Genomic DNA, 21,658 nt, shown 5'->3' with positions numbered 1-21,658 from the left:
CAAGAAAATGAAAATTCGCATTGTAAAATCACAAACTACAAATGCAAAAGGCGCACAGGCGGTGCTTTTGACAAAAAGTGCCTTTGCAAAATCCTCTTATGCAAAACTCTGTAAGAGCTTTGGTTTTGAGGGAGAGGGTAAGTTTTTTATACAAGATTTAAAAACGCTTGTGTTCTGTATAGAATCTATTGAGACAGATTCTATACGAGAAGCTGGGGCAGGTATCGTAAAGTATTTTAAGAATCTCCCATATGAGAGTGTGAGTGTTAGTATAGAGGGAAAACTCAAAGATGACAAGGCTTATACACTTTTTGTGGGTGCATTGTGTGGGGAATATGAATGTGTGAGTTACAAGAGCAAAAAGAGTGCGCCAAAGCTAAAGGAATTAAATCTGCTTGATGTAAAGGGTGAAATAAAAGACGCACAGATTCTAAAAAAGGCGCAAATCATCGCTACAAGTGTGAATGAAACGCGCGAATTGGTAAATACAATCCCACAAGTAGCAACACCTAAATACCTTGCTAAATATGCTAAAGAATTGAGCAAAGAAGTAGGGAATCTTGAATGTAAGATATTAGATGAAGAAGACTTGAAAAAGGAAAAAATGGGTGCATTTTTAGCTGTCAATGCTGCTTCAGTAAATCCTCCGCGTCTCATACATTTGAGTTATAAACCTAAAGGTGCGACAAAACGCATTGTGCTTGTAGGCAAAGGGCTTACTTATGATTGTGGCGGACTTTCGCTTAAACCTGCGGACTATATGGTAACGATGAAAGCTGATAAAAGCGGTGGGTGCGCTGTTATGGGGATTATCAAAGCCATAGCGCAGCTTGGGGCTAATATTGAGATTCACGCGATTGTAGGTGCAGCGGAAAATATGATAGGTGGCAATGCGTATAAACCCGATGATGTCCTTTATTCGCGTGAGGGTAAAACTATTGAGGTAAGGAATACTGATGCAGAGGGGCGTTTGGTGCTTGTTGATTGTTTGAGTTACGCGCAAGATTTAAAGCCAGATATTCTTATTGATTTTGCCACGCTCACAGGGGCGTGTGTGGTAGCTTTGGGCGAATATACAAGCGGCATTATGGGGCATAATGACAAGCTTAAGGCGCAATTTGAAAAATATGCGTTAGAGAGTGGTGAGCTTATGGCGACTTTGCCTTTTAATCGTCATCTTAAAAAACTTATAGAATCTAAGATTGCCGATGTATGCAATATTTCATCATCACGTTATGGTGGGGCAATAAGTGCGGGATTGTTTTTGAGTGAATTTATTAGAGAAGAGTTTAAGCAAAAATGGCTTCATATTGATATTGCAGGACCTGCGTATGTCGAGAAAGAATGGGATATTAATCCAAGTGGCGCGAGTGGTGCAGGTGTGAGAGCAGGGATAGAATTTATTTTAGCACAAGGAAAAGCATAAATGGGATTATCAATCGGTATTGTAGGTTTGCCAAATGTCGGTAAATCCACGACTTTTAATGCTCTCACAAAAGCGCAAAATGCGGAGGCAGCAAATTATCCTTTTTGCACGATTGAGCCAAATAAGGCAGTTGTGAGTGTGCCTGATGTAAGATTGCAAGAGTTGGCTAAAATTGTCAATCCTCAAAAGATTCAGCACTCTGTCGTGGAGTTTGTGGATATTGCCGGACTTGTGCGAGGTGCGAGTAAAGGTGAGGGATTAGGCAATCAATTTTTAGCAAATATTAAAGAATGTAATATGATTTTGCATATCGTGCGGTGTTTTGAGGATTCTAATATCACGCATATTGAGGGGCGCATTGACCCGATTGATGATATTGAAATTATTGAGTTAGAACTGCTTTTTGCCGATATGGCAAGTTTGAATAAACGCATTGAGAAACTCCAAAGAGAGAGCAAATCTCAAAAAGGCGTAAATACTCAACTTACTCTCTGTCAAGAGCTTTTAGCGCATTTAGAATCTAATAAGCCCGTGCGAAGCTTTGCTAAACGTGAAAGTGAGGAATTTATCGCACTTAATCGCGAACTACGATTTTTAACCAATAAAGAAGTGATTTATGGGGCAAATGTCAATGAAGAGGGCTTAGAATCTGATAATGAGTTTGTGAAAAAAGTGCGCGAATACGCACTCCAAAATGGTGGCATAGCGATTAAGCTGTGTGCAAAGATTGAAGAAGAAATGGTAGGTATGAGCGATGAGGAGCGAGGGGAATTTTTAGCGAGCCTTGGAGCGAGTGAGAGTGGATTAACGCAGATTATTAGAGAGGGATTTGCGCGACTTGGGCTTATGAGCTATTTTACCGCAGGGGTTAAAGAGGTGCGAGCTTGGACGATTACAAAAGGAGATAGTGCACCAAAAGCTGCAGCTGTGATACACAAAGACTTTGAAAAAGGCTTTATTCGTGCAGAATGTATTAGCTATGCGGACTTTATCAAATATGGTGGCGAGGCAAAAGCAAAAGAAGCTGGGGCTATGCGTATTGAAGGTAAAGAATATATCGTGCAAGATGGTGATGTAATGCACTTTAGATTCAATGTCTAACCTTGCATTTACAAAAAAAAAAAAACGATACAATACGCAGATGAAAGATGCTTCATACAGAGAGGGGATATAATGCAAAACACACAAGATAAATTCATACCTACAAAACGCTGTATTGTATTAATTTAAGGTTTGGTGAAATTGACTTTAAAAGGAGACACAATGAAAACACTAGAGGAACTCAAAGCTATCTTTAGAGAAAGTGGGGGCGACATAAAAGATAAGTTTTGGGAGCTTATCAAATCAAACAATCTTGAAGCAGTGAAAGAGTTTTTAAAGGATTATCCAATTCCTGAAATCTTTTTTGAAAAATGGTTTAACATCGGATGGCGAAAGGTCGAACTTGAACCCTTTTTCCCTTCTCCCTTTGTGCTAGCTCATGCAGGGCTTGCGTATAATAAAGACAAAAGTTTTGCAATGATAGAGTATTTTGAAAGCTTAGGATTAAAAGCTGATGACCAGCATGAACATTGGAATGCCTTAAGTAGTTATATTGTCTGGGGAGGAAAAAATCCAAAAGTCATTGAATACTTTTTAGGTAAAGGAGCTACATTTGAAACATATTGTGAATATGGAAACACTCCTGTACATTATTTTGCATTTAGTCAGCCCAAAGCACTAGAAGTTGCTCTTAAAGCCGGGGCTAATATAGAAATGAAATCTATCAAAACGGACGATGAGCTTAGAGTAGGTTGGAATAATATCGACTCTACACCCCTATATGCAGCCGCAACAGATGAAAGGGGTGCATCTTGCACCGAAATATTATTAAAATATGGAGCGGAGGTAAATGCCGTGCATTGTTCCTTAAGAGACGATGGCACTTGGTTTGCAGTTCGCTCTATATTAGATGTAGCCTATGGCGGTAAAAACAAAAAGCTTCTAAAAGAAGCAGGTGCGAAGACTTGGAAGCAATTAGTCAAAGAATATAACATTGATACAAGCCTAGAACTATCCGAGCAATACAGAATCTACAATGAACTTTTGGAGAAAAAGAAAAAGGCTAAGTGATGGATTTAAAAGAAAGTTATTTCTCTAAAAATTTAGAGGAATTTCAAAAAGATTTTTGTGCTTGTGCGCAAGAGAATCTGAGGCAAGAAATATTTGAAATTTTTAGAGCACAATATTACAAATGGAAAAATGATGAAAGTCTTGATGAAACGAATATCATTTTTAACGACAACCTAAATTATCTTTTACAATATGATGCACAAGAATTGCAAGGAGAATGCAAAGAAGCTTGGTTAAAAGACTTAGATGAAAACGCCGATGAGATTTACGAAAGTTTGTATGTAGAGAGCGACGATAGGGATTATGATTCTTGCGAACTGCTTGAGTTTTATGGTGAGGATTATGACGAAGCAGAATCAGATGATGAGGACTATGAAAGCTGGAGAGAATCGCAAAACGACTTTGAATACGCGCTTATGGATAAATTAAAGGGATTTGAATGACAAAAACACTAAGTGCCAACCAGCTCCATTTTTATTTTTTTTCTATACAATCTTTTAGTGATGAAAAATATCTTAATGCTTGGAGTTTAAAAGGCAGTCGTCTAAATGCCAAAGAATGGTTAGAATTTCAAATGGCAAATCAAGGGAAGTTTTACAATGAGCATTTAAAAAACACTTTAGATTCTATGCAAGGGCTTATTTTACATATTCCTGCCATTCTTTAAAAAACTCATCTTCTGCAGTGCGCTTAATTTCGTCATTAGAAAAGCATTCAAAAAACCATAAATTAAATAAAGATAATATTTTAATACAAAATTGAAGGCTACTAAAGTGGATTTAGATTCCAGAAGTAAAACATCAAAAAGGAAATAAAGACACTAATTTAAAGCTATGAATTTTTATTTATTGTTATGCGTGATATACAAATCAAAAAGCAAAAGCCTTGATATTATCTGCATATTCAATTCATAGTTGCAGAATATTTAACCAAAGGAGACACAATGAAAACACTAGAGGATCTCAAGGCGATGAGTCAAGAACAAAAAGAAAAATTAGAATCTAAGTTGTTTAGTGTGGTGAGAAACAATAATTTGGATAGCGTGAGTGAGTTTTTCAAGGTTTATCCTGTGAAAGAAACTTTCTATGAAAAGTGCTTCGAGTATAATAAATCTTTCCTCGATCCTGTGGAACTTTTAGCTTGTGCGGGAAATAGCTCTAGTAAAAATTTTGCAATGCTTGAACTCCTTGAAAAGTGCGGACTAAGGGCAGATTATGAATATCGTGGTGATAATGCGCTTCTTGCGTATATTGACCTTGAGGGAAAAAAGAGAGAATCTGTGATTGAATACTTTTTAAACAAGGGCGCGAGGTGGGAAGTCTATGGCAGGAATGGTGAGACAAAATTGCATTTTTGGGCGGAGATGAATGAGGCACCTAATCTTGAATTTGCCCTCAAATATGGTGCGAATCCAAATGTGAAAAATATCCCGCCAACTCTAAGCGATGGCTGGGATTTGGGTGGTAAAAATATCGGAGCTACGCCTTTGATGTATGCTGGAAATTCTACATTCGCCCGTGAAGCACCAATGGGAGCTAGCATACAGCTGCTACTCAAGTATGGGGCGGAGGTCAATGCGGTGGGCTATATGGAAAAAAGCCACAAAGTTGAAAGGAATGGCAAAAGGATACTTGAGGGTAGAGGTGAGTATAGTGAGCCTCAATCTGTGCTGGATTACTGTAATTGTGGTGCAAATGAGGAACTTTTAAAAGCAGCAGGTGCGCGGAGCTGGGAACAGCTTATCAAGGAATATAATATCGATACGACTCTTACTGTGCCTGAGCAGGTGAGAATCTACTATGAGCGTTTGGAGGATAAGAGCTATCAAAAAACGCCCATAGAGATTGACGATGAAAAGCCAAAAACGCCAAAAACACTAAGAGATATTCACAAAGATGAGGAATATTTTGATAGGTATATTAGGGCGGAAGAGAAGTTTTTGAAAAAATACAATGAGAGCCATAATATTTACAGCGAAAACTTTTGCATAGCAACGGCAATGTATTCTAGGGGTGATGATATAGAATCTATAAAGCAAGTCTTTGTAAAAAGTCTCAATGAATGGAAAAATAATTTTGATATAAGTGATTACACTACAAATACTGAAAAACTTGCTGTGATGATTCTGTGCGATATGAATACTTCTTGGGTATTAGAGCAGCTTAATGTGAGCGAGAGGGAAAAGGAGGACACATATTATGATGATTGGTTGCTTCATTTTCTAGCGAGTAAGGGAGCGGAAAAGGACTTTTCAAAAATGGCGCAAAGTCTCAAAAAATACGATATGCTTAAGCTTTTTATTGAAACCAAAGAGAGCGATTATTTTAAAACCTATCTTAAGCAATGGTATAGCAAAAGCAGAAGTGAGGCTTGGTGGGGAGATCATAAATATCCTGACGAGAGATTAGTTTATAGTGGATATTGGAATTATGAAGGAGCAGCTGTTTTAAAAATCTTAGGTGTAGATAAAGAAGAATTTAAAGGCTATAAATATTTCCCGTATGATTTGATATAGGTTTGTTGTATAAATATGTTAGGTTTTGGGCACAAGGAGAGGGAATGCGATATATTATGAGTTTGGTTATATCTGTGGCATTAGTGTGTGCAAGTGATTTCACTCTGCCGCAATTTAAAGAAGCGTTTATAAAAAATGCTTTTTTGCAAACAAGTAAGGCAGATTTGGGTGGTGTGCTTCAATGCGAGATGAGCACAAATGATAAGAAAATAAAGACAAATCATAATGCAAAAGCTGAATCTAAAGCTCTTTCTTTGATTGTGGATTCTATCCAAAAATCTCGCAAAATGCCTCTAAGGGACAACGCGGAGAATATCCCCCATATCAAAGAACTTGCGACATTGGCAAAAGATTCTACACTTGCTAAAGTCTATCTTATGCAATTGGCAATAATGGACACTCGCTCACCTTGCATTACTTGCTTACGCGTGGCAGAGGAACAAATAGGCTTTATTTTAACTTTTATGCCTGAAAAAATAAATGATAGAAAGGTGTGGCATATTATAGATTTTACACATTCACAACCAAGCAAAGAGCTTTTAGGGCGGCTTGTGAGTCTAGATTCTTATGCTTTAAGTGGTGAAAAATTGCTGTGTGAGGGATTAAGTAAGCAAGATTCTCTCTTGCTTGTGAGTGCTTATGCGCATTTTGCACTCTCTGGGCTAAATACTCGCGCGCTCAATGCTCTTATGCAGTCAGCACTTTGGGGCAATACAGACGCGGCAACTCTCATACTCTTTTTACTTGATAATGGTATTTATCTGCCTCTTAATAAAATAGCGGCACAAATGCTTGAAATTGCCATTACAAATGGGGATTATCAAAATGCGCTTAAAAATAATCCTATGATTACAAAAAGCCTTGCAGTTACTGAGGGCAATGCTTTAAGTAATATTTTTGAAAGTATCACTCATTGGCGTTATGTGGCTAAGGGCATTATTTTACCAGCAACTGATAGTAGATATGCAAGACTTGATGATGAAGATAAAAAAGGTATAGCACTCATTTGGTTTAATCTAATAAGTGCAGGTGCGCTTGCAAGGCAAAGCATTTATGATACGGGAGATTCTAAACAGCAACAGACTTATAAGGATATTTTAGAATCTAAAATGCAGCTTAAAGGCATTAATACGTATCCATTTGTGAAAACTTATCATCAAAGATAAACAAATCAAAAAAGCCACGAGCTGTTGATTAGTGGATATATTAAGCTTTTGAATTAGATAAGGCTTTGTTTGCAAGTTTATGGGTGCGTATGTCTTATATTATTAGGTTTCTTTTGTTTTTTATATATCTTTCTTTATAAACAATTGCTTTATCGTGGATATTGGAATTTTGGGGGTGTGGCAGTGCTAAATTTAGGTGAGCTATAAAAATACCTCCTATATGATTTAATGCAATTTGTAAAATATTTTGTATAAATGATATTGTAGGTAAAAATTGAGAGATGTCAAAATACACGATAAATGATTAGGTCTTTCCCTGCGACTTGGGCTAATAGAGAGTAAAACTTTCGCGCCTTTATGTTAGTGTCTTTATGGAATCTGCCATATACGTGTAGCCTTGCGTAAGATTCTCTTATAGAGTGGCAATGTGTTAAATACAATATGAAAATTTGCTTTATCAAGCTTACTATTTTGTTCTATGCTTTTTGGGTGAGTGAGAGGGAAGCATAGCTCATAAGAGGGCATAGAGACAAATTTAGAATCTCCTGTGGTATGTGCGGCATCGACACGATTAAAACCGATGTTTAAAATCATATTATTTTTGGGATATATACACAAGCCATTGTGCTTCCAAATATTATAAGTCCAAGGATAATCCCAAGTGTCTATTTTGCCTTGTGCGTAGGTTTTGAATATCTTATACCAGTAGTATTTTTCTTTTGTGGAGCAAAAATTATGGAGCGTTTTTATTTCACTTTCGTTAAATTCGAGCTGATATTTGCTCCACGCTCTTGCCCAAGAAGCCCAACCCCAAATGTGATTATATTTTGAAAAGTAATAGTCTTCTTGTAAGCGTGCTTTGGGGGAGAGCGTTTCTGTTGAAGTATTTTGGGCAAAGTCTAGCGCACTCCAACCACTTATCATAAAGATATTTTGTTGCATTTTATATTTTTCTAATAATTCATCACAGAATCGAAAAAAGCTTATATTTGGCAAACAATCATCTTCCAAAATAATGCCCTGTTCTTCATTTTCAAAAAACCAAGAAATCGCAGAGCTTACAGCTTTTTTACAACCAAGATTAGAATCTAAAAAGCGTGTTTTGACTTCACAAGGAAAATCAAAATGAGCTATGCTATCTATGAGAAAGGTTCTTACAGAATGCACCTGCTCTTTTTCACTGATACCATTGGGACATATTTTATTGTCCCTTGCGCCGTCATTTGCAAGATAGATTTTGCTTGGGCGGACAGATCTATAATGTGTAGCACTCGCTTAAGTGTATCAAGGCGATTAAAGCTTAGCAATAAAATAGGATTAGTACAAGTGTAGGGTGTATCTAGCTTTTGATACATTATGCCACCTCTGCATAATAGGGAGGCGTATCAATAGTTAGAATATTATCTACTGCCCCCCCCCGCTTAAATAGCTTACTTTTTGGCTAAGAGAATGTGCGATTCTGCAGAGTTTTCTATAAACTCGCAATGGAAGAGGTTTTTTAAGCGAAAGTTCAAATGCTTTAATGCGCTCTAAGGCAAGTGGAGATTCTATAATTTCTTGTGGGAAAGTAATTGGAAATTTCATATTGGTATGTGAGACATTAAATACCTCTCCTTCTTTACCGCAATGCACGCCACTTCCATCAAAACCAATTTGCTTGACATACGAGGTGCTAGGGCATAGATTAAGAGTATTATGTTTGTAGCCAATGAGGTAATTAAAAATCGCCCAAGTTTTAATTTTGCCTTGAGCATTTGCAAGAAGATGGTCGTAATAACGCGCCACTCCATCAATATTGATATAATCAATATCACTCTGTGAGAAATTTTCTAACGCCCAAGTGATGTCGCGCTTATAATATTGCCATCTACTCGCCCAAGTTGCCCAGCCCCAACAATGAGGCAAACGCCAAAAATAGCAATCTCCCAAGCCACTTGTGTCTATGGGATAACTCCACGCTGTAATACTCCATACTTTTTCTTCATTTTCATATCTTTGTAATGCTGTATTCATATAGTCTAAAAATACAGGTGATACAATAATGTCATCTTCTAGGATAATAGCTCTTTGATATTGATTGATAACATAAGTTATGCCATCAATAATCGAATCTGCTAGTCCTAAATTATGTTCGCGCTCAATAAAGGTAATGCTTTTAAAAAGAGGCTTTTGTGTATTGTTTGTAATAAAATCTTGAATATAGTTTTTTGTTTGTGCGTGGGATTGTAAAATATCTTGTGAAGCATTTGGCTTTGGTGCATCTTGATAGATATATAAATCACTTTTTAGCGCAAGTTGGTTTGCGCTTAATGCTTGGATAGTTTGAGCCGTATGTTTGGGACGATTGTAGGTAAAAAGGACAATGGGTGCATAAGTTTCTAGCATTTTGTCTCCCTAGGGACAAAATACATAAACCAAATAGGGATTAAATCGATAAAGAAAGAATAAAACGCAATAAAATGAATTTGGGTAGGGTGTTTGAGGGTGGCTAAACCAAAAAATCTTAGCTTATTCCCCCCCCCCCACTGCACCTATCTAGCAAGTCTAAACTAAGAGGCATTTTGTAAAATATAATTTTGCTGTGAAGTGTCATTTTGTATCCATACAATAAAAATGTCGTATTGTAATGAAGTGAAACTAATATATAGCTTATATGTGGTGGATTGGGCTATTTGTATTTAGCTTGAAATAAATTAAAAGATAGGAATTGTATGTATTAATGCTAGGAAACTATCCCAGCATTAATATTTGAATCTAACTCTAATCTTTAAGCTTACTATGATTTGGATAGACAAAGTTTGTCTTGCGCTCTACAAAGATTCTATCTTTATCATCAACCGCAAAGGCGCGGATAATAATATCATAATGATCTTCTGGGAGCACTTCTTCTGTGCGTATGGTTACGACTTTTTTCAATTTTTCACCAGCTTTTACAGCGAAAGACTCTTTTGGTTTTAGAATCTTGAGATGTTTTGCTATATCGCCACCTTTCACATCAAGGATTTCGAAATACATTTGATGTTCTTGCGTATCTGTATTGTTAAACACCATAGTGTAGTGATTATCTACAACACGATGAGTGCGCACCTCATAGAGTTCGGCACTGCGCGCAATATCAAGAAGCATAGTCTCCTTTGTCGTGCCAACAAAAAATAACAACGCTAACACAACAGCCAAAACAACAATGTAGCCAATCGTCCTAAAGCGCAAAAATTTCACTTTGCCATCATTATCAATCGAAGCAGAGGATTTCCACATAATAAGCGAAGGTCTATTAAACTTACTCATCACATCAGCACACGCATCAGCGCATTCAAGGCAGTTGATACATTCAAGCTGCATACCCTTTCTAATATCAATATGTGTAGGACACACGCGCACACAGGCGTTGCAGTTGGTGCATTCATTATTTGGGTCTTGCTTTTTAGGCGCAAGTTCAAATTTCATTCCCTTTGCGTCATATACCGCCCCACCGCGTTTATGATTATAGACAACCATAACCGTATCATCATCAAAAAGCACACTTTGCACGCGGCAATAAGGACACATATAAATACAGAAATTTTCTTGTATAAAAGTAATATCAAGGATAAAAAATAGTCCAAATCCCAGCCAGAATCCAAGCAAAATACGATGATTGAGCGGGTCGCTCATATATACAAAGAAATCACTTGGCGGCGTAAAGAAAAACATAAGACTTGCAGAAGCCATAAGACAAAGCACAGTAATAATTAAAAACGCACATACCGCCTTAATTTTCGCACCAAAAGTGCTTAAATCCATCTTTTCTTGCTTATTACTAACTCTTTTACGCAAACCAAAGACTTTTGTCTGTAATAAATCCCTATAAATAACGCGGAAAATCGTCTGCGGACAAGCCCAGCCGCACCAGATTCTACCTGCAAGGGTAGTCATAAAGAAGATTCCCACAAACATAAGAATAAGCAAAAATGGCATAAGATAAAATTCTTGCACATCAAAGATTTGCCCGAGTAAGTGGAGTTGCTTATGATCAAAAGAAAGCAAAAAGATTTGATTGCCATTAATCTTTATGAAAGGAAAGACAAGCAAACAGAAAGTTGCAATAGCATACACGATGTAGCGTTTATTGCGATAATGCGACACAGATTCTGTATGATTAAGCGCGGTATCCATACTTTTCTCCTTAAATGCACTTAATGCAAGTTTGTTGTTTGAAGTGTAAGTGTGGATTTTCTAACTTTTTACCTTAATTTTTAATTAATAGCCATTGTTATTCCTCATATGTCAAAAGATAGAATTACATATTTTTAGCCTCATCAAATATTCCTCACATTTTTATGCTAGAATCGCGCTTTATTTTTTTACAAGGATTGCAAAATGTTGCAAACGATTAATCTCACAATGCGCTATCCCACAAAAAAGCTTTTTGAAAATGTGAATCTAAGCCTTGATGCCCATAAGCGATATGGGCTTATTGGCGCAAATGGCGCGGGAAAATCTACATTTCTTAAAATCCTAAGTGGAGAATATGAAGCAAGTAGCGGCGAGATAGTCATAGCAAAGGGTTTAAAAATGGGCGTTTTGGGGCAGGATCAATATGCTTTTGAAGAGCTAAGCCTCAAAGATGCCGTGCTGATTGGCAATAAGCGACTTTATGATGCGATAAAGCGCAAGGAATATCTCTATGAAAATGGCGATTTGAGCGATGATAAGGTAAATGAGGAGCTTGGAGAGCTTGAGATGATATGCGCTGAAGAAGACCCGATGTATGAATGCGAAGTGGTAATTGAAAAGATTTTAGAGGATTTGGGCTTTGAAGCCAGTGCGCATAATGAGTTGATGAAAACACTTACCGGCGGGGATAAGTTTAAGATTCTATTAGCACAGGTGCTTTTTCCAAAACCAGATATTTTACTCCTTGATGAGCCGACAAACAACCTTGACTTGCACTCTATCGCGTGGCTTGAAGAAAATCTCAAACGTCACGAGGGCACACTTGTAGTCATCAGCCACGATAGGCACTTTTTAAATAGCGTTTGCACCCATATTTTAGATATGGATTTTGGCTCGGTGCGCGAGTTTAGCGGGAATTACGATGATTGGTATATCGCAAGCACCCTTATTGCCAAACAACAAGAAGCTGAACGCAATAAAAAACTCAAAGAAAAAGAGGAATTAGAATCTTTCATTGCACGATTCTCTGCGAATGCAAGTAAGGCTCGTCAAGCTACCAGCCGACAAAAACAGCTTGAAAAACTTGATATTCAAAGCCTTGCAGTCAGCTCTAGGCGAGACCCTAGCATTGTGTTTAAGCCTCACCGCCCTATTGGCAACGAAGCTCTAGAGTGCGAAAATATTTCAAAAAGCTATGGGGATTTATGTGTGCTAAAAAATGTGAATCTTAAGATTTTGCCCGGGGATAAAATCGCTATTATCGGGGCAAATGGTGTGGGTAAAAGCACATTGTGTAAGATTCTTGTAGAGGAGCTTAAGCCCGATAGTGGAAGTGTCAAATGGGGTGCTACGACACAAAGAGGCTATTTCCCGCAAAATGTAAGCGAGGAGATAAAGGGCGAGGAGAGCCTGTATGAGTGGCTTAGAAGCTTTGATAAGAAAAAAGAAAGCGGTGAGATACGCAATGCGCTTGGGCGAATGCTCTTTAGTGGTGAGGAGCAAGAGAAGTCCATAAATGCTCTAAGTGGAGGCGAAAAGCATAGAATGGTGCTAAGTAAGCTTATGCTTGAAGGTGGAAATTTCTTGGTGCTTGATGAGCCGACAAACCATTTAGATTTAGAATCCATTATCGCACTTGGCGAGGCACTCTATAAATATAGCGGCAATGTGATTTGTGTAAGCCACGATAGGGAGCTAATAGACGCGTATGCGAATAGAATCATTGAAATTATTGCGGATTCTGATAATAAAGGAGCTAAGATTATTGACTTCCGCGGGAGTTATGAGGAATATTTAGAAAAAGGAAAATAAAATGTTTCATATTGTTTTTAATGCTGACGAAAATTATATAAAATATCTTAGTGTGCTTCTTGTAAATATTATTCAAAATACTGATAAAACAAAAATTTTTAGAGATTATATAGGGGGGGGGGTATTAACTCAAAAGCTACAAGAAAAAGATGAGGAAGAGGGCTATATCTTTCATATCCTAAGCGATACACTCTCCCAAGAGTGCCAAGATAAGCTTCAAGCCTTACAAGAGCAACTCTCTTTGATTTATCCTTGTGAGATTCGCATACATATTGTTGATGATAGTATTTTTGCTCATTTTCCAAAATGGGGATTTGAAAAACAAAAAAATTATATTGCCTATTATAGAATTTTATTGTCTCGTTTTGTTCCAGAGGAGATAGAAAGGTGTTTGTATATAGATGTCGATGCTCTCATATTATGCGATATAAGAGAGATTTTTGCAATGGATTTAGGGGAATATATCGCTGCTGCCGTGAATAGTCCGCTCCCAAAAGGTGCGAATGCTCGTATTGAACCATTTATTTTGCAGTCTGTAAGCAAGAATGGTGAAGGTTTTGATATGAGAAAGAATTTGTCTTGCTATTTTTGCTCGGGTTTTATGCTTTTTAATATGTCTCTTTACCGAGCAAATCATATAGAAACCCAATGCTTTGAGTTCTTACAACATTATATTCCTCAATGTCCCGACCAAGATGCACTCAATGTTGCACTGAATGAAAAGATATTGATATTGCCTGAAGAGTATGGGTTTCTTTTGGGGCACATTTATAATAAAGGGTTTGAAGCTTATACACAAATTCTTCCTAATGCTAAAATTGTGCATTATAATAATTATGCAAAGCCTTGGCGCACTCCAGCTCAAAATATTCAATCTCATAGCAAGTTTGTTCTTTTTTATCCTTATTATCAGCGATGGTGGGATATTGCCTCACAAACTCCTATTTTTAATAAGGAGCTTAAGAGGATTAAAATAATGCATTATAATCCCCTTGCTTTTTGTGTGGCTTTGATTGTTTTTGTTTTTAAACCTGTAGAAAAAAACTTTATAAGACCATTTGTGCGAAAGATAAGAGTTAAGATAAATCCAAAAAAATATGCTTTAAAAAAATGATAAGGCTTAGATTCTCGCAATATATCGCTTCCATATGCCCTTATGGAAAATATACCCAAAGATAAAAGCGCGTAAGAATGTTTCGACACAGATGATCGCAAAGATATACACAGCGTCAAATCCATAGCACACACATAGCCACATCGGTAAGATTCTGCATAGCCAAATACTCCCTGTATTTACCCAAAGCGAAAGCTTTGCAGCTCCCGCCCCGCGCATTGCACCATCAAGCACAAAAATCCAAATGAGTGGCACTTGGGATACACCCACTGCGACAAGGTAGGCAAAAGAATAATCAATCACCGCAGGTTCGGTAGTAAAAATAGCGGTGAGTTCTTTGCCTAGTAGGCATAAGCTTATGCCGAGTATCCCCATAATAATTGAGGAGATAAGTAAAGTTGTGCGCACAAAGGATTCGGCTAAATCTATGCGTTTAGCCCCTAACATTTGCCCCATTAATGCCATTGCAGCGACTTGGAATCCAAAGCCGGGCATAAAGATAAAGCTCTCTACGCGTGAGCCAACTTGGAATCCGGTGATGACTTCTAAGCCATAATCTGTCATAAATTTCGTAATTAACACGAGTGAAAAAATCGTCAATACCCGCTCCACGCCTGATGGTATGCCTATGCGTAAGCCAAGAGCGAGTGCACGCCACTCAACAAGGGAGGCAAATTTGAGATATTTATGCGCCCCGCACAAAATCCCAAAGAGTATAAGTCCCTCGAAATATGATGTAATCACATTTGCCACTCCCGCCCCGGCGATACCAAGAGGCGGGATACCAAGCGAATTTACACCAAAAATTAGTATATAATTGAGGGCGATATTTAAAAGGGTGCTTAGAATCTTAATAAAAAACACGCTTTTTGTATCGCCTGTGGCTGCGAGTGCGGAGATGAAAATCGTCTTTGCAAAAAGCGCAGGAATGCTATAAAAAATAAAACTAAGATAGAGCATACCAAGTGCTTTTGCCTCGCTTCCTACATCCATCCAGTCAAAATATATCTCATTGAGTGCAGAGGTAAGAATAAAAATAGGAATGGCACATACAATCGCCCCAACACTCATCGTACTTAAGATTCTATTCATTTTTGTGAAGTTTCGTTCGCCAAAGGCACGGGAGATTTGTGCGTTTGTGCCGACATAAAAAATCGTGGTAATGGCAAATAAAAACATCCAGTAGTTCATACCAAGCCCGAGTGCTACGATATTGTGCTTTGTGATTTCCGCATCTGCCGAGATATGAGCGATAAAATACATTCCCACAGCGACATTTGCAATATCAAGGAATGAATTACCCCCAGAGGGCAGGGCTATGCGAAAAATCTTGCGGATTCTGTGATTAAAAGTATAAACCATTGCCTTACTTTGTAATGTTATTTTGAGTGCTTACAGCACATTGCGTAAGTTGGCGTTTTTATGTGTTGGTATTTATCAGTGCGCTATTTTACGATAATGCTTGAAAGCTTTTTGCCACCTAAAATATGCAAATGCAAATGCGGGACTTCCTGCCCACCATCTGCACCGATATTTGTGATGATTCTATATCCGCTCTTGTCTATACCTACGAGCTTTGCGACCTCTTGCGCAAATTCACACAGCTCGCCCAAAAGCTCTCTAGAAGCGAGGGAAAAATCTTTTACGCATATCTTTGGTATTGCAAGAATATGCACCGGTGCTTGAGGAGCAATATCATAAAATGCAAGGAATTTATCATTTTCTACCACTTTTTTGCAGGGAATCTCCCCCGCAACAATTCTTTCAAAAATCGTTTTTTCTGCCATTACTTACTCCTTTGTGGTTTTATAGAATCTAAAGCGATTTGCAAAATATGGATTCTATACTTTGAATTCTTAAAAGTGAAAATTTAATTTGAAGCTTTCATTATAGCAATAAAGGACAATAAAAACTTTAAATGTGCTACAATACCGATTTTATTTTACTTTAGAAAATGAAGGATAGGCATTGAAAGCGCAAGTGCAGGAAATTTTAAAGCGATTGGAGCAGGTAGAGAATCTGCAGGATTTGGAGGCATTGCGGGTAGAAATGATTGGCAAAAAAGGCTTTTTGACACAACAATTTGCCACGCTTAAAGCACTGCAAGGTGAGGCAAAAAAGGCTTTCGCCACAGAATTAAACACCTATAAAGAATCTTTTGAAAATCTTTTGAGCGATAAAAAAAGCACACTACTTGCAAAACAAATGCAGGCAGATTTGGCTAAAGATTCAGTTGATGCGAGTTTGTTTAGCTCACTGCGTCATACAAGCAAAGGACATCCAATCTACCAGACAATGGATAAAATCATTGATTTTTTTGTTAATATGAATTTTTCACTGCAAACCGGTCCGCTCATAGAAGATGATTTTCATAACTTCGAGGCTTTGAATCTCCCCGCATATCACCCAGCACGCGATATGCAAGATACATTTTATTTTAAAGATTCTATGCTTTTGCGCACACATACTTCGCCAGTGCAAATCCGCACAATGCAAGAGGGCTCACTCCCCATTCGTATGATAGCTCCGGGTAGCGTGTTTAGGCGAGATTATGACTTGACGCATTCGCCGATGTTTCATCAGGTTGAGGGACTTGTCGTAGATTCAAAAGACAAGGTGAATTTCTCGCATTTGAAATATATTTTAGAGGATTTTTTACATTTTATGTTTGGCAATGTAGATATTCGCTTTCGCTCGAGCTTCTTTCCTTTTACAGAGCCAAGTGCCGAAGTGGATATTAGCTGTGTGTTTTGCAAGGGCGAGGGCTGCCGTGTGTGTTCGCATACAGGGTGGCTTGAGGTGCTAGGCTGTGGCATTGTGAATCAAAAAGTTTTTGATTTTGTGGGATATAAAGATGTGAGTGGATATGCCTTTGGGCTTGGTGTAGAGCGGTTTGCTATGCTGATTTGTCGAGTGAATGATTTGCGTAGCTTTTTTGAGAGTGATTTACGCGTATTGGAGCAGTTCTAATGATTTTTACGAGACATTTGTTATCACAATTTATTGATATTTCGCGAATTTCCACCGAAGAGATTTGCACGCGTTTAAGCAGTATTGGGTTAGAAGTAGAATCTGTGCATTCTATAAAAATTCCCCAAAAAGTCGTTGTTGGCAAGGTGCGGACTACAAGCCCGCACCCAGATGCGGATAAGCTCAATGTATGTGTTGTGAGTGTGGGCAGTGAGGAATTACAAATCGTGTGCGGTGCACCAAATGTCAAAGCAGGGCAGTATGTGGCAGTGGCATTAGAAGGCGCGGTAATCCCCTACACCAAAAGCGGTGAGCTTACAATCAAAAAAACGACTTTGCGCGGTGTGGAGAGCTGTGGAATGCTTTGCTCGAGCACAGAGCTAGGGCTACCGAAAATCAATGATGGCATTATGGTGCTAGATTCTACTGCTGGGCGATTGGAGCTTGGTGCTGAAGTAGCGCAGTTAGAGCTTTTTAACGATGATGTGGTGGAGGTAGCTACCACACCAAATCGTGGTGATTGTTTAAGTGTGCTTGGTATAGCAAGGGAGTTGGCTACCTGCTACAATCTACGTTTAAAAAACCAAAGTGATATGGATAATGTCGTTACATTGGGACTTGGACGGGTATTGCAGATTCTCACTGATGAAAAAATTGACGCGCATTTGCTTTATCGTGTGGTTGAGATGAAACAAGCCTATTTATCGCTTGATATGGCTTTAGCCCTTGCGCACAATGGAACTTTGCTTGATGATATTGTGTGTAATTTCTTAGAATACGGCACTTATATGAGCGGTGTTATTCTTAATGCTTATAAGCTGCAAGACTGCGAAAGTAAGGATATTATTTTGGATAATGGCTTAGCTGCACAACTTTGCATAAAAAAAGATGAAAATGGCTTAGAAGCGGTATTTGCAAATGAAAAACTCTCAGTAATTGGTGTAAGTTATGGTGAGCGGCACTTTGGCACAAGGTCGGAGATTCTTATTATTGAGGCAAGTTATGTTAATTCTGCCGCCATTTCTAAGGCTCTTTATGAGCGCAAAATTAAAGGCAATAGTGCGCTTACCTATCGCAGCACGAGGGGGAGCAATCCGGATTTGGAGCAAGGCATTGACTTTTTGTGTAAAAAAATGGTGTCAGTATGTGATGCACTCGTGTATTCTGGCTCACATTCTATCTCGCAAAATACTGATGAAATCATAATTAAGACGACCTTTGGTGCAATTAATAATATCATAGGCATACATTTGGAAAAAGAAGAGATTGCTACAATCTTAAAGCATTTATCCTTTAACCTCGAAGCCACAGGCGATGAAAATTTCTTTATGATTGGCGTTCCTCCATATCGCCACGATATACATAGTATCCAAGATGTTGCGGAGGAGGTGTTGCGAATCTATGGCATAGATAAGGTTAAGCCTATGCCTCTATTATGTTTGCAGCATCACAATACCTCTAAAGCGTATTTTGCGTATAAAAATAAGCGCAAATTAGCTCATACATTCATTGCTAATGCTTTCAATGAATGTATTCACTATATTTTCGCCTCCTCGCAGTCCTTGGAAAAACTCGGCTTTGTGCAAATTGATGAGAATCTTGCCCTGCTCAATCCCATCACACAAGAGCTAGATACATTGCGCACGAGCCTTATTCCTGCGCTTTTAGATTCTATAAAACGCAATGAAAACCTCGGCTTTAAAAGCATTTCGCTTTTTGAAATAGGAAGTGTCTATACAGCCAAACGAGAGGAAAAAACCAAACTCGCCTTTGTTGCAAGTGGCTTTATTAATGATGAGTGCTATCCGCATAGTAAAGCGGCAAGCTGGGATTTCTTTTCTTTTGCATTAATGTGCCAAAGGTGTGTGGGAGAGATAAGCCTCAAAAATATACGCGATGAGGAAAATTCACAAACCCTTCTAGCGCAGTTTGGATTGAGAGATGATAGAATCTTGCACCCTTATCAAAGTGCGTTCGTGTATTATCAGGGTAAGCCTGTGGGGATTATCGCAAAGATTCATCAGCAAGTTGCTTTGGACTTGGATATAAACAACGAAACTTTTATATGCGAGATTGAATTAGATTTAGATGATACAGCTTTGGCGCAAGCAAAAGAGTTTTCAAAGTATCAAAAATCTACGCGTGATTTGACAATCTTAATTGACAAGCAGATTCCATTTCATCGTGTGCGCGAGGCAATTACAGAGGCAAAAATTGATTTCGTGCAAAATATTTATCCGCTTGATGTGTATGGTGATGAGAGTTTGGGAGAGCAAATGGCACTTAGCATTCGCTTGGTGCTGCAATCTTATGAGGGCACATTGCAAGAGATTCAACTCAATAATGCCACACAGGCTACATTGGAGATTTTGCAAAAAAGCTTTAATGCGTCTTTGCGCGTTTAGATCCTATAACTTGAAAGGAAAAATATGCAACCACACATTACGCAAGAGGATATTCCCCTTTTACAAAAAATGTCTCACACACTTGGTTTTCTGTGCGCCGATATGGTGCAAAAGGCAAATAGCGGACACCCCGGTGCGCCTATGGGGCTTGCAGATGTGGCTAGCACCCTTAACTTTCATTTGAATCTCGCCCCCACAAACCCCACTTGGCTTAATCGCGACAGATTAGTTTTTAGCGGAGGACACGCGAGTGCGCTTGTGTATGCGCTTTTGCATTTATGGGGCTTTGATGTGAGTATGGAGGATTTGCAATCTTTTAGAAAAATTCACTCTAAAACGCCCGGACACCCAGAATATGGACATACTCAAGGTGTGGAGATTACCACAGGACCGCTAGGACAGGGTATAGCAAATGCAGTGGGTATGGCTATGGCAAGTAAATACGCGCAGAATCTCTTTGGCAAGGAGATTATCTCGCATTTTGTGTATTGCTTATGTGGAGATGGCGACTTGCAGGAGGGTATTAGTTATGAAGCGTCTTCTCTTGCTGGACATCATCAATTATCGAATCTTATCCTTATCTATGATAGTAATGAAATTACGATTGAGGGTAAGACAAATATCGCTATGAGCGAAGATGTAGCGCAACGTTTCACTTCTCAAGGTTTTGAAGTATTGCAGTGCGATGGGCATAATTTTTTGGAGATTCATAACGCGCTTGTGAGTGCTAAAAGCTCCTCTAAGCCGAGTATCATCATCGCGCGGACAAAGATTGCAAAAAATGCTTTAAATCTTGAAGGTAGCCATAAAGCGCACGGCGCACCTTTGGGAGAGGAGATTATAGCTCAAGCAAAGGCGAAGCTTGGGTTAGATTCTAAAGCTTTTTGTGTGCCTGATGAAGTGCTATTTGCTTTTAGAATGATGAAAGAGCGCGGTGAACTTAGTGTGGCGCAGTGGCAAAAGCAGTATGAGAATCTCCCATCAATTACAAAAGAGCGTCTTGATAGTATGGTGGCTAAGGATTATTCGCGCATTAGCTATCCGCATTTTGAGCTAGGCGAGTCTATGGCAACGAGGGTAAGTAATGGCAAGATTCTCAATGCTATTTCACAGGCTATGGAGGGCTTTATCGGTGGGAGTGCGGATTTAGCCCCTTCAAATAACACACACTTAGAGAATGAGGGTGATTTTCCACAAGGTAAGAATTGGCATTTTGGTATTAGAGAACACGCAATGGGTGCAATAAGTAATGGCGTGGCAAACTATGGTCTCTTTATGCCATTTTGCGCAACATTCTTTGTTTTTAGCGACTATATGAGTGCGAGCGTGCGCGTGGCGAGTTTGATGAAAGCACAAGTATATTATATTTGGACGCACGATAGCATAGGCGTGGGGGAAGATGGCGCGACACATCAGCCTATTGAGCAGTTGAGCCATTTTAGGGCAATGCCAAATCTCCTTGTATTCCGCCCAGCAGATGCGAATGAAAATATCGCGTGTTGGCAGGTGGGATTGGATTCTAAACTGCCTTGTGCCTTTGTGCTTACTCGTCAAAATCTCCCTGTAATCGTGCCTTGCGATGAGAGATTGAAGAGTAATGTTTCAAAAGGTGGATATGTGCTAAAAGCACAGGAGAATGCGGATATTACGCTTATAGCGAGTGGTAGTGAGGTGAGTCTTGCACTCAAAAGTATTGAATCTTTGCTAAAGGTTGGCATTAAAGCGCAGGTAGTGAGTGTGCCTTGCTTTGATTTGCTTTTGCAGCAGTCTAAGGCATATAGAGAAAGTTTGTGTAAGGGCAAGGTGCTTGCTATTGAGGCGGCGAGGGGGCTAGAATGGTATGCCTTTGCCGATGAAGTGATAAGTATGCAAAGCTTTGGTGCTTCGGGCAAGGGAGATATACTTTTTGAATCCTTTGGATTTAATGTGGAAAATGTTGTAAAGGTGGCACAGGAACTCCTAAAATAATTGAGTGGAATTTGG

At 38.8% G+C, this 21,658-nt stretch carries 17 protein-coding genes; 12 read left to right on the top strand and 5 right to left on the bottom strand.

The window, feature by feature from the left end:
• Positions 1–7 precede the first annotated feature (7 nt).
• The 7 genes from BN2458_RS05230 to BN2458_RS05200 all read left to right on the top strand — a co-directional run bounded on the left by BN2458_RS05230 (position 8) and on the right by BN2458_RS05200 (position 7,219).
• Complete coding sequence (locus BN2458_RS05230) at positions 8–1,426, top strand: leucyl aminopeptidase (protein WP_034343228.1); 1,419 nt, start codon at positions 8–10, stop codon at positions 1,424–1,426.
• On the top strand, positions 1,427–2,527 hold the full coding sequence (gene ychF / locus BN2458_RS05225; RefSeq protein WP_034343229.1) for a redox-regulated ATPase YchF: 1,101 nt from the start codon (positions 1,427–1,429) through the stop codon (positions 2,525–2,527).
• A 162-nt stretch (positions 2,528–2,689) separates the two neighbouring features.
• Positions 2,690–3,538 (top strand): ankyrin repeat domain-containing protein, encoded by an 849-nt coding sequence (locus BN2458_RS05220; protein ID WP_034343230.1) that lies wholly within the window; start codon positions 2,690–2,692, stop codon positions 3,536–3,538.
• Positions 3,538–3,981, top strand: coding sequence for a hypothetical protein (locus BN2458_RS05215; RefSeq protein WP_034343233.1), 444 nt, complete (start codon positions 3,538–3,540; stop codon positions 3,979–3,981). The genes BN2458_RS05220 and BN2458_RS05215 overlap by 1 nt, the downstream gene beginning before the upstream one ends.
• Positions 3,978–4,205 carry a hypothetical protein gene (locus BN2458_RS05210; RefSeq protein ID WP_034343236.1) on the top strand — a complete coding sequence of 76 codons (228 nt, stop codon included), beginning with the start codon at positions 3,978–3,980 and terminating at the stop codon, positions 4,203–4,205. The genes BN2458_RS05215 and BN2458_RS05210 overlap by 4 nt, the downstream gene beginning before the upstream one ends.
• A 276-nt stretch (positions 4,206–4,481) precedes the next feature.
• Complete coding sequence (locus BN2458_RS05205; protein ID WP_034343239.1) at positions 4,482–6,053, top strand: PoNe immunity protein domain-containing protein; 1,572 nt, start codon at positions 4,482–4,484, stop codon at positions 6,051–6,053.
• 44 nt (positions 6,054–6,097) lie between these two features.
• Complete coding sequence (locus tag BN2458_RS05200; protein WP_034343240.1) at positions 6,098–7,219, top strand: hypothetical protein; 1,122 nt, start codon at positions 6,098–6,100, stop codon at positions 7,217–7,219.
• A gap of 369 nt (positions 7,220–7,588) precedes the next feature.
• Here BN2458_RS05200 and BN2458_RS05195 read toward each other — a convergent pair whose 3' ends face one another.
• From BN2458_RS05195 to ccoG, 3 genes are all read right to left on the bottom strand, one after another.
• Positions 7,589–8,386, bottom strand: a complete 798-nt coding sequence (locus BN2458_RS05195; protein ID WP_231944731.1) for a methyltransferase FkbM — start codon at positions 8,384–8,386, stop codon at positions 7,589–7,591.
• Between the two features lie 237 nt (positions 8,387–8,623).
• A complete protein-coding gene (locus BN2458_RS05190; protein ID WP_034343247.1) occupies positions 8,624–9,604 on the bottom strand; it encodes a glycosyltransferase family protein in 981 nt (326 codons plus the stop codon).
• Positions 9,605–9,979: 375 nt separating this feature from the next.
• Positions 9,980–11,374 (bottom strand): cytochrome c oxidase accessory protein CcoG, encoded by a 1,395-nt coding sequence (gene ccoG, locus BN2458_RS05185; RefSeq protein ID WP_058122059.1) that lies wholly within the window; start codon positions 11,372–11,374, stop codon positions 9,980–9,982.
• Positions 11,375–11,578: 204 nt separating this feature from the next.
• Between ccoG and BN2458_RS05180 the strand changes: the two genes are divergently transcribed.
• Positions 11,579–13,186: an ABC-F family ATP-binding cassette domain-containing protein gene (locus BN2458_RS05180; RefSeq protein ID WP_034325651.1), complete on the top strand. Its 1,608-nt coding sequence runs from the start codon at positions 11,579–11,581 to the stop codon at positions 13,184–13,186.
• A gap of 1 nt (position 13,187) precedes the next feature.
• Complete coding sequence (locus BN2458_RS05175) at positions 13,188–14,300, top strand: glycosyltransferase family 8 protein (protein ID WP_034343728.1); 1,113 nt, start codon at positions 13,188–13,190, stop codon at positions 14,298–14,300.
• A 6-nt stretch (positions 14,301–14,306) separates the two neighbouring features.
• Here BN2458_RS05175 and BN2458_RS05170 read toward each other — a convergent pair whose 3' ends face one another.
• Together BN2458_RS05170 and BN2458_RS05165 are read right to left on the bottom strand one after the other, a co-directional pair.
• On the bottom strand, positions 14,307–15,662 hold the full coding sequence (locus tag BN2458_RS05170) for an MATE family efflux transporter (protein ID WP_034325656.1): 1,356 nt from the start codon (positions 15,660–15,662) through the stop codon (positions 14,307–14,309).
• A gap of 83 nt (positions 15,663–15,745) precedes the next feature.
• Positions 15,746–16,087, bottom strand: coding sequence for a histidine triad nucleotide-binding protein (locus BN2458_RS05165; protein ID WP_034343726.1), 342 nt, complete (start codon positions 16,085–16,087; stop codon positions 15,746–15,748).
• Positions 16,088–16,280: 193 nt separating this feature from the next.
• Here BN2458_RS05165 and pheS point away from each other — a divergent pair, with 193 nt between their 5' ends.
• The 3 genes from pheS to tkt are packed head-to-tail and all read left to right on the top strand — an operon-like array spanning position 16,281 to position 21,643.
• Entirely contained in the window at positions 16,281–17,270 is a 990-nt protein-coding gene (pheS, locus tag BN2458_RS05160) for a phenylalanine--tRNA ligase subunit alpha (RefSeq protein ID WP_034325748.1), read from the top strand.
• Positions 17,270–19,675 carry a phenylalanine--tRNA ligase subunit beta gene (pheT, locus tag BN2458_RS05155; RefSeq protein WP_034325660.1) on the top strand — a complete coding sequence of 802 codons (2,406 nt, stop codon included), beginning with the start codon at positions 17,270–17,272 and terminating at the stop codon, positions 19,673–19,675. Before pheS ends, pheT begins: the two co-directional genes overlap by 1 nt.
• 24 nt (positions 19,676–19,699) lie before the next feature.
• Positions 19,700–21,643: a transketolase gene (gene tkt / locus BN2458_RS05150; protein ID WP_034325662.1), complete on the top strand. Its 1,944-nt coding sequence runs from the start codon at positions 19,700–19,702 to the stop codon at positions 21,641–21,643.
• Positions 21,644–21,658 lie beyond the last annotated feature (15 nt).

The organism is Helicobacter typhlonius (assembly GCF_001460635.1).
GTDB lineage: Bacteria > Campylobacterota > Campylobacteria > Campylobacterales > Helicobacteraceae > Helicobacter_C > Helicobacter_C typhlonius.
This window is presented reverse-complemented; position numbering and strand designations above follow the sequence as displayed.